Raw genomic sequence first — 9,173 nt, 5'->3', positions numbered from 1 at the left:
GTGATCCCGTAGCCCGGATGCCAATCCGGGGTCCCCGGTCACGCCGACCCGGATTGGCATCCGGGCTACTGTTCGCGTTCGCGTTCTCGGCAGTCTGGGCCGTGCTGGAGTTGATCGCGAGCCGCCTGCAGGGCGGCTACGACGTGCTGCAGATCGAAGGCTGCCGCTTCGCGTTGCAGCTCGCGCTGATGGGCGCGGTGTGGGGCTGGCGAAGCGGGACGCCGCTGTGGCGCACCGGCCGTCCGCTGGCACAGCTGGTGCGAGCGTTGCTGATGCTCGCGATCCCGCTGTCGTTCGGCGTCGCGGTGCTGCAGGGCGCGTCGCCGCACCTCGCGATGACCGGGCTGTGGGTCGCGCCGGTGTTCGCGCTGCTGCTGGCGCGCGGCTGGCTGCTGTCGAAGGCGCCGCTGCTGCTGTGGGTCGCCGCGGCCGCCGGGCTGTGCGCGACGGTCGCGATGCTGGAGCCGGCGCGGCCGCCGACGCTGCAGGCCTCGGTCGTGCCCTTGCTGATGGGGCTGGCCTTCGCCGGCTACCTCGCGTTGACGCGTTCGCTGCGCCACGAGCCGGCGATGACCAACCTGTTCTGGGTCGGCCTCGGCGGGCTGGTCGGCGTGCTGCCCTTCCTGCCCGGCGTGTGGGTGACGCCCACGCTGCACGACGCGCTGGTGTTCGCCGCGCTCGGCGTCGTCGGCTTTGCCGCGCTGTGGCTGCTGGAGCAGGCGCTGCGCCGCGCGCCGCTGCCGTGGATCGCGCCGGCGCTGTATGTGCACGTGGCCTGCCTGACGGGGGTGTCGCTGGCGGTGCGCGGGCACCTGCCGTCGCTGCGCATCGCGCTCGGGCTGTTGATGGTCGGGGGCATCGCGCTCGCGCTGTGGCGCGCCGCGATCGCGCGCGACCTGCCGGCACCGCGCGCGCCGATCGGCGCGCCGATGCGGCTGGAACCGGCGACCGGCCCGGTGCCGCTGGACGACGAGACGAGGCCGTGACGATGGACGTCGCGCCGCTGCACCCCGTGGCCTCGCTCGCGCAGCGTGCGCCGGGCCGCAGCGCGATGCTGCTGCTGGCGCTGTTCGCGCTCGCCTGGGCGGTCGTCGAAGGCGTGTTCGGCGCGCGGCTGCAGTTGCACTATTCGCTGATGCAGGTGGTGTGGTGCCGCTATGCGGTGCACCTGGCCTGCCTGGGGCTGCTCGTCGGCTGGCGTGCGCCGTCGCGGCTGTGGCGCACGCGGCGCCTCGGTTTCCAGCTGTCGCGCTCGCTGCTGATGCTGGTGATGCCGGCCAGCTTCGCGTTGTCGCTCGCAGCCGGCGACCGGCCCGGCACGGTGTGGGCGCTGTTCTGGGTGGCGCCGCTGATGGTCCTGGGCTTTGCGCGGCTGGCACTGGGCGAGCGCGTGCCGCGCTGGGTGTGGGCGGTGGCGGCGATCGGCAGCGGCGTGGCCGCGGTGATGGCCGAGCCGGCGCTGCCGCGGTCGCTGGCCGGTGCGGTGCTGCCGCTCGTGATGGCGCTGTCGTTCAGCATCTACGTCGTGATGACGCGCGCGCTGCGCGACGAGCCGGTGCAGGCCAACCTGTTCTTCACCGCGCTCGGCGTGTTCGCGCTGCTGACGCCGCTGATGCCCTTCGTCTGGGTGATGCCCAACCTGCACGACGCGGCGCTGCTCGCCGGCATCGGCACCGTCGGGCTGCTGGCGCTGTGGGCGCTCGACCGGGCCTGCGAACGCGCGCCGGTCGCGCAGGTGGCGCCGACGCTGCATGTGCACCTGCTGTGCATGGCGTTGGTGGAATGGGGCGCCGCCGGCGAGGCGTTCACGCACCGCGACCTGCTCGGCGCGGTGTGGATCGCGCTCGCGCTGCTGGCGCTGTGGTTGTGGCAATCCGCACTGGAAAGGACCCCTGCGACGTGACTCAAGTGACTCCGGTGACCGACCTGTTGTCCGCGCTGGCCGCGCAAGGCGTGCTGCTGTGGTTCGAGGGCAGCCGGCTGCGCTTCCGGGCGCCGCAGGGCGCGCTGTCGGCCGAGCAGCGCGCGCAGATCGGCGCGCGCCGCGACGAGGTGCTGGCCGCGCTGCGCGCGCAGGCGGCGCAGCAGCAGCGCATCGCGCCGCTGTCGCACCCGCAGCAGGCGCTGTGGTTCGTGCACCAGGAGCAACCCGACAGCGCGGCCTACAACGTGCTGTTCGCGCTGCGCGTGTTGTCGCCGGTGGACGAGGCCGCGCTGCGCCAGGCGCTGCAGGCCTTGGTCGACCGGCATGCGGTGCTGCGCACCACCTGCGACGTGATCGACGGCCTGCCGCGCCAGCGCATCGCCGGTGCCGGTACCGCGGTGCTGGAGGTGCACGACGCGGCCGGCGTCAACGACGCCGCGCTGCGCCAGCGCATCGACGCCGACGCCCGCCGCCCGTTCGACCTGGCGCGCGGCCCGGTGATGCGCAGCGCGCTGTACCGCCGCGCGGCCGACGACCAGGTGCTGCTGCTCGCGATGCACCACATCGCGATCGACGGCTGGTCGCTGCTGATGCTGCTGGAAGAGTTTCGCGCGCTGCTCGTCGAAGCCGGCGGCGGCGCGCCGGCCGGGCTGCCGCGCGTCGAGCTGCAGTACGCCGACTACACCGACTGGCAGGCCGCGATGCTGGCCGGCCCGCAGGGCGAGCAGCTCGCCGCGTACTGGACGCGCCAGCTCGCCGCGCCGCGCGCCGAGGTCGAATTGCCGCCCGACCGGCCGCGCCCGCCGCGCCGCAGCGGGCAGGGCGCGAGCTTCGATTTCCATGTCGACGCAGCGACCACCGCGCGCCTGAACCAGCTGGCACGCGACGAGGGCATGACGCTGTACGTGCTGCTGCTGGCCGCGTTCAAGGCGCTGCTGTTCCGCCACACCGGCTGCGAGGACGTGATCGTCGGCACGCCGACCTTCGGCCGCACGCAGCCCGAATTCGCGAGCGTGATCGGCGACTTCGTGAACCCGGTGGCGCTGCGCTCGCGCGTGCATGCCGGGCTGCCGTTCCGCGAGCTGATGCAGCAGGTGCGCGGCACGCTGCTGGAAGCGCTGGACGCGCAGGAGTACCCGCTGTCGCTGCTGGTCGAGCGCCTGCAGCCGGTGCGCGATGCGAGCCGCTCGCCGCTGTTCGAGACGATGTTCGTGCTGCAGCGCTTCGAGCAGTTCCGCGAGCTCAACGACCTGCTGGTCGCCGGTGCGAGCGACGTGCCGGTCGACTTCGCCGGCTGGCGCGTCGTGCCGTATGCGATCGCGCAGCAGGAAGGCCAGTTCGACCTCGGGCTCGGCCTGATCGACCGCAGCGATGCGCTGTCGGGCGCGTTCAAGTACAACCCCGTGCTGTTCGACCGCGCGACGATCGCGCGGCTGTGGGCGCACTACCGCGTGCTGCTCGACGGCATCGTTGCCGACCCGGCGATGCCGATCGGCCGGCTGCCGCTGCTCGACGCCGCCGAGCGTGCGGCGGTGCTGCCGCCGGTGGCCATGGTGGCCGCCGACGTGCGGCCCATCCACCATCGCTTCGAGGCCCATGCCGCCCGCAGCCCGGACGCGACCGCGCTGCGCTGCGACGGCATCTCGATGTCGTACGGCGAGCTGAACCGCCGCGCGAACCAGGTGGCGCACCGGCTGCAGGCGCTGGGCGTCGCAGCGGGCACGCGCGTCGGGCTGTGCGCCGAGCGCTCGATCGCGCTGGTGGTCGGCCTGCTCGGCATCGTGAAGGCCGGCGGCGCCTACCTGCCGATCGACCTGTCGTACCCGGCCGAGCGGGTCGCCTTCATGCTCGGCGATGCACAGGCGCCGGTGATGCTGACGCAGACGGCGCTGCTCGCGCAACTGCCGCGGCACGCCGGCACGACGCTGTGCCTCGACGACCCGACGCTCGCCGACGCGCCGGCCGGCAACCCGGCGAGCGCGGTCGGCGCCGACGACCTGGTCTACGTGATCTACACCTCCGGCTCCACCGGCCAGCCGAAGGGCACGCTGCTGACGCACCGCGCGGTCGACCGGCTGTTCAGCGCGACCGCCGGCTGGTTCCACTTCGGCCCGCAGGACGTGTGGACGCTGTTCCACTCGGTCGCGTTCGACTTCTCGGTCTGGGAGCTGTGGGGCGCGCTGGCGCACGGCGGTTGCCTGGTGGTCGTGCCGCAGGCGGTGAGCCGCTCGCCGGAGGCCTTCCTGCAGCTGCTGCACGACGAGCGCGTCACGGTGCTGAACCAGACGCCGTCGGCGTTCCGCCAGCTGGTGCAGGCCGACGTGGACAGCGGCGCGCCGCGGCAGACCGCGCTGCGCGAGGTGGTGTTCGGCGGCGAGGCACTGGAGCTGCAGGCACTGCGGCCGTGGTTCGAGCGCCATGGCGACGCGCAGCCGCGGCTCGTCAACATGTACGGCATCACCGAGACCTGCGTGCATGTGACGTACCGGCCGATCGCGCGGGCCGATGTCGACGCGCGCGCCGGCAGCGTGATCGGCGTGCCGATTCCCGACCTGCGCGTGCGGCTGCTCGATGCGCTGCTGCAGCCGGTGCCGGTCGGCGTGACCGGCGAGATGTATGTGGGCGGGCCGGGCCTGGCGCTCGGCTACCTGAACCGGCCCGAGCTGACGGCGGCGCGCTTCGTCGACGACCCGTTCCACCCCGGCGAGCGGCTGTACCGCAGCGGCGACCTGGCGCGCTGGCGGGTGCGTGCCGGCGATGGCGCGCTGGAGCTGGAGTACCTCGGCCGCATCGACCACCAGGTGAAGATCCGCGGCTTCCGCATCGAGCTCGGCGAGATCGAGGCGCTGCTCGCGCAGCAGCCCGGCGTGCGCGAGAGCGCGGTGCTGGCACGCGAGGACGTGCCGGGCGACCAGCGGCTCGTCGCGTATGTCGCCGGCACCGCCGAGGTCGACGCGCTGAAGCAGGCGCTGCGCGAACGGCTGCCCGACTACATGGTGCCGGCCGCGTTCGTCGCGCTGCCGACGCTGCCGCTGACCGGCAACGGCAAGGTCGACCGCCAGGCGCTGCCGGCGCCGGCAGGACTGGCGGCGGCGGCCATTCGGCGCATCGAGCCGCCGCGGGGCGATGTCGAACCGGGCCTCGCGGCGATCTGGCGCGACGTGCTCGGGCTGGGCGATGCCGAGATCGGCCGCCACGACAACTTCTTCGAACTGGGCGGGCACTCGCTGCTCGCGACGCAGGTGACGGCGCGCATCCGGCAGGCCTTCGACCGCGGCTTCGTGCTGCGCACGGTGTTCGAGCGGCCGGTGCTGCACGAGCTGGCGCAGGCGATCGAGGCCGGCCGCGCGCCGGCGGCGGCGAGCGTGGCGATCCTGCGGCTGGCCGACGACGGCCCGACGCCGCTGTCGTTCGCGCAGGAGCGCATGTGGCTGCTGCACGAGCTGGCGCCGGAGAGCTCGGCCTACAACATGCCGGTCGCGCTGCGGCTGCACGGCGTGCTCGACCGCGCCGCGCTGGAGCGGGCGCTCGATGCGCTGGTGCAGCGCCACGAGACGCTGCGCACGACGTTCGCGATGGTCGACGGCCGGCCGATGCAGACGGTGCAGCCTCACCAGCCGGTCGCGCTGCCCTTCCACGACCTGCGCGCGCAGGGCCGGCAGGCCGAGGAGGCGGCGATTGCGCTGGCCACCGACACCGCGCGCGCCTACTTCGACCTGGTCCACGGCCCGGTCTTCCGCACGCTGCTGGCCCAGGTCGCCGACGACGAGCACCTGCTGCTGCTCGCGATGCACCACATCGCCGGCGACCAGTGGTCATACGGCGTGCTGGGCCGCGAGCTGGCCGAGGCCTATGCGGCGTTCCGCCGCGGCGCGGCACCGGCCTGGCCGCCGCTGGCGGTGCAGTACCGCGACGTCGCGGTGTGGCAGCGCGAGCGCTTCCAGGGCGAGGTGCTGGAGGCGCAGCTCGGCTACTGGCGGCGGCAGCTCGACGGCGTCGCGCCGCTGCTGCTGCCGACCGACCACACGCGCCCGACCATCCTGTCGGACCGCGCCGCCTGGCATGCCGACGTGCTGCCGCCGGCGCTGATCGCGTCGCTCGAGGCCTTCAGCCGCGCGCACGGCTGCACGCTGTTCATGACCTTGTTCGCCGCCTACGTGACGCTGCTGCACCGCTACAGCGGGCAGGCCGACATCGCGGTGGCGGTGCCGATCGCCAACCGCGAGCAGCGCGAGGTCGAGGGACTGGTCGGCGGTTTCATCAACACGCTGGTGATGCGCAGCACCTGCCGCGACGACCTGCCGTTCTCCGAGCTGCTGGCGAACGTGCGCACGACCGCGCTGGAGGCCTATGCGCACCAGGAGCTGCCGTTCGCGAAGCTGGTCGAAGAGCTGCGGCCGCTGCGCGGCCCGGCGCTGCCGCCGCTCGCGCAGGTGCTGTTCACGCTGCAGAACGCGCCGATGAGCAGCATCGAGTTCCCGGGGCTGCAGTGGGAGCCGGTCGCGATCGACCGCGCCGCGGCGCCGTTCGAGCTGGGGCTGTACATCGAGGCGGCCGTCAGCGGCAGCGTGCTGTTCGAATACTCAACCGAGCTGTACGACGAGCCGACGATCCGGCGCATGGCGGGGCACTACCGGGCCTTGCTCGAATCGCTGGTGCTGGCACCGGCCACGCCGCTCGCGACGCTGCCGATGCTGACGGCCGACGAGCAGCGCTGGCTGCTCGTCGAGATGAACGGCACCGCGGCCGCGCATGCCAACGACGTCTACCCGCGCCTGTTCGAGGCGCAGGTCGTGCGCAGCCCGACGGCCGAGGCGGTGCGCCATGAAGGCGCGTCGCTCACCTATGCGGCGCTGAACGCGCGCGCGAACCGCGTGGCCAACCGGCTGCGCGCGATGGGCGTGGGCCCGGGCCAGCTGGTCGGCGTGTGCCTGCAGCGCTCGCTCGCGCTGGTGGTGGCCTTGCTCGGCGTGCAGAAGGCCGGTGGCGCGTACCTGCCGCTGGACCCGGGCTTCCCGGCCGAGCGGCTCGCCTACATGCTGGAGGACAGCGGCGCGACGGTGCTGGTGGCCGGCGGCGATGCGGCCGACGGCATCGCGCTGCCACCGGGGGTGCAGCTGTTGGACGTGCTGGCCGATGCGGTCGCGCTGGGCGCCGGCAGCGAGGACAACCTCGCGAGCGCGCCCGCGCCCGACGACCCGGCCTACGTGATCTACACCTCCGGCTCGACCGGCCGGCCGAAGGGCGTGGTGGTGCCGCACGGCGCGCTCGCGAACTTCCTGCATTCGATGCGCCGCGAGCCGGGGCTGCAGGCCGCCGATGTGCTGGCCGCGGTGACCACGGTGTCGTTCGACATCGCCGGGCTGGAGCTGTACCTGCCGTGGCTGGTGGGCGCGCGGGTCGAGCTGCTGCCGCGCGAGACGGCGGCCGATGGTGTCGCGCTGGCGGCGGCGCTGGCGGCCAGCGGCACGACGGTGCTGCAGGCGACGCCGGCCACCTGGCGGCTGCTGCTCGAAGCCGGCTGGACCGGTGGCCCGGGCTTTCGCGCGCTGTGCGGCGGCGAGGGGTTGCCGCGCGAGCTGGCCGATGCGCTGCTGGCCCGCGTCGGCGAACTGTGGAACCTGTACGGGCCGACCGAGACGACGATCTGGTCGACCGCCGAACGCGTCACCGGCGGCGGCGCACCGATCACCATCGGCCGGCCGATCGACAACACGCAGGTGCATGTGCTGAGCCGGGCCGGCGAGCTGCAGCCGGCCGGCATTCCGGGCGAGCTGTGGATCGGTGGTGCGGGCGTGGCGACCGGCTACCACCGGCGGCCGGAGCTGACGGCGGATCGCTTCGTCGCCGACCGGTTCTCCACGCAGCCCGGCGCGCGCCTCTACCGCACCGGCGACCTCGGCCGCTGGACCGCGCAGGGGCGGCTGGAGCACCTGGGGCGCATCGACCACCAGGTGAAGATCCGCGGCTTCCGCATCGAGTTGGGCGAGATCGAATCGGTGCTCGCGGGTCATGAGTCGGTGCGGCAATCGGTGGTGATCGCGCGCGAGGCCGGGCCGGGCGACCTGCGGCTGGTGGCCTACGTCGTCTACCAGCCCGGCGAGGACCTGACCGTCAGCGAGGTGCGGCGCCATTTGCGGCGCGAGCTGCCGGACTACATGGTGCCGTCGCTGGTGGTCGCGCTCGATGCGATCCCGCTGACGCCGAACGGCAAGGTCGACCGGGCGGCGCTGCCGGACCCGTTCCGCAACGCCGCGCCGGTGGCGGCGTATGAACCGCCGGCCCCGGGCCTGGAGCGGCTGCTGGCCGATGTGTGGCAGCAGACGCTGCAGATCGAGCGGGTGGGCGCCGAGGACAACTTCTTCGAACTGGGCGGGCATTCGCTGCTGTCGCTGCGGGTCGCGCTGGCGGTGGAGCAGCGCACCGGCTGGCGCATGGATCCACGCGTGCTCTTCTTCCAGAACCTTCGCCAGATCGCGGCAGCGGGCGCCGCGCATGTTTCAGATCACCTGCCCAGCACATGAATCCTTTCTTCTTCGGCACCCGGCAACGGCGGCTGTTCGGTGTCTACAGCCCGGCGCGGGCGTCGGCGGCCGGCAGCGGCAGCAAGGCCGTGCTGCTGTGCCCGCCGTGGGGCCAGGAATATTTGCGTGCCCACCGCGCGATGAAGCAGCTCGCGACGCTGCTGAACCAGGCCGGCGTGCATGTGCTGCGCTTCGACTTTTTCGGCACCGGCGATTCGGCCGGCGAGATGCTGGACGCGAGCCTGGCCGGTTGGCAGGCCGACATCGAGACGGCGATCGACGAGCTGAAGGACACGACCGATGCGGCGCGCGTCGGGCTGGTGGGGCTGCGGCTGGGCGGCAGCTTGGCCGCGGGCGTCGCGGCGCGCCGGCGCAAGGACGTCGACAGCCTGGTGCTGTGGGACCCGGTGGTGTTGGGCGAGGGCTACCTGAAGGAACTGCTGGCCGATGCGCCGGCGCGCCCCCCGGCGCACGGCGGCGGGCACGAGGTGATGGGCTTCGCGCTGGGCGGGGCGATGGCGGCGGAGCTGCGAGGCCTGGTGCTGCCGCATGCGGAGTTGCCGGCACGCACGCTGGTGGTTCGGTCGGTGCCGGGCGAGGTCATCGGTGCCGTGCCCGTCGAGCAGGTCGAGGGCCAGCCCGCCTGGCTGGAGGATCACCATTCGGGGGCCGGCGCGGTGCCGGTGAAGGTGTTGCAGCGCATTGCGCAGTGGTGGAGCTGATGG

Annotated in this window: 4 protein-coding genes; all 4 read left to right on the top strand. The window is 73.4% G+C overall.

From position 1 onward, the window contains the following. Nucleotides 1-53 precede the first annotated feature (53 nt). The 4 genes from ASC98_RS10880 to ASC98_RS10865 are packed head-to-tail and all read left to right on the top strand — an operon-like array spanning nt 54 to nt 9,170. Nucleotides 54-986: a DMT family transporter gene (locus ASC98_RS10880; RefSeq protein ID WP_056809346.1), complete on the top strand. Its 933-nt coding sequence runs from the start codon at nt 54-56 to the stop codon at nt 984-986. Nucleotides 987-988: 2 nt separating this feature from the next. Beyond that, nucleotides 989-1,903, top strand: coding sequence for a DMT family transporter (locus tag ASC98_RS31065; protein WP_056809343.1), 915 nt, complete (start codon nt 989-991; stop codon nt 1,901-1,903). Beyond that, nucleotides 1,900-8,448 (top strand): non-ribosomal peptide synthetase, encoded by a 6,549-nt coding sequence (locus ASC98_RS10870; protein ID WP_162249300.1) that lies wholly within the window; start codon nt 1,900-1,902, stop codon nt 8,446-8,448. Before ASC98_RS31065 ends, ASC98_RS10870 begins: the two co-directional genes overlap by 4 nt. Then, nucleotides 8,445-9,170, top strand: a complete 726-nt coding sequence (locus ASC98_RS10865; protein ID WP_056809339.1) for a serine aminopeptidase domain-containing protein — start codon at nt 8,445-8,447, stop codon at nt 9,168-9,170. Before ASC98_RS10870 ends, ASC98_RS10865 begins: the two co-directional genes overlap by 4 nt. The last annotated feature ends 3 nt before the right edge of the window (nt 9,171-9,173 follow it).

This window comes from Rhizobacter sp. Root1238, from assembly GCF_001425825.1.
Classification (GTDB): Bacteria; Pseudomonadota; Gammaproteobacteria; order Burkholderiales; family Burkholderiaceae_C; genus Rhizobacter.
Note: the sequence above shows the minus strand (reverse complement) of the source record. Positions and strands in the feature narration are given on the sequence as shown.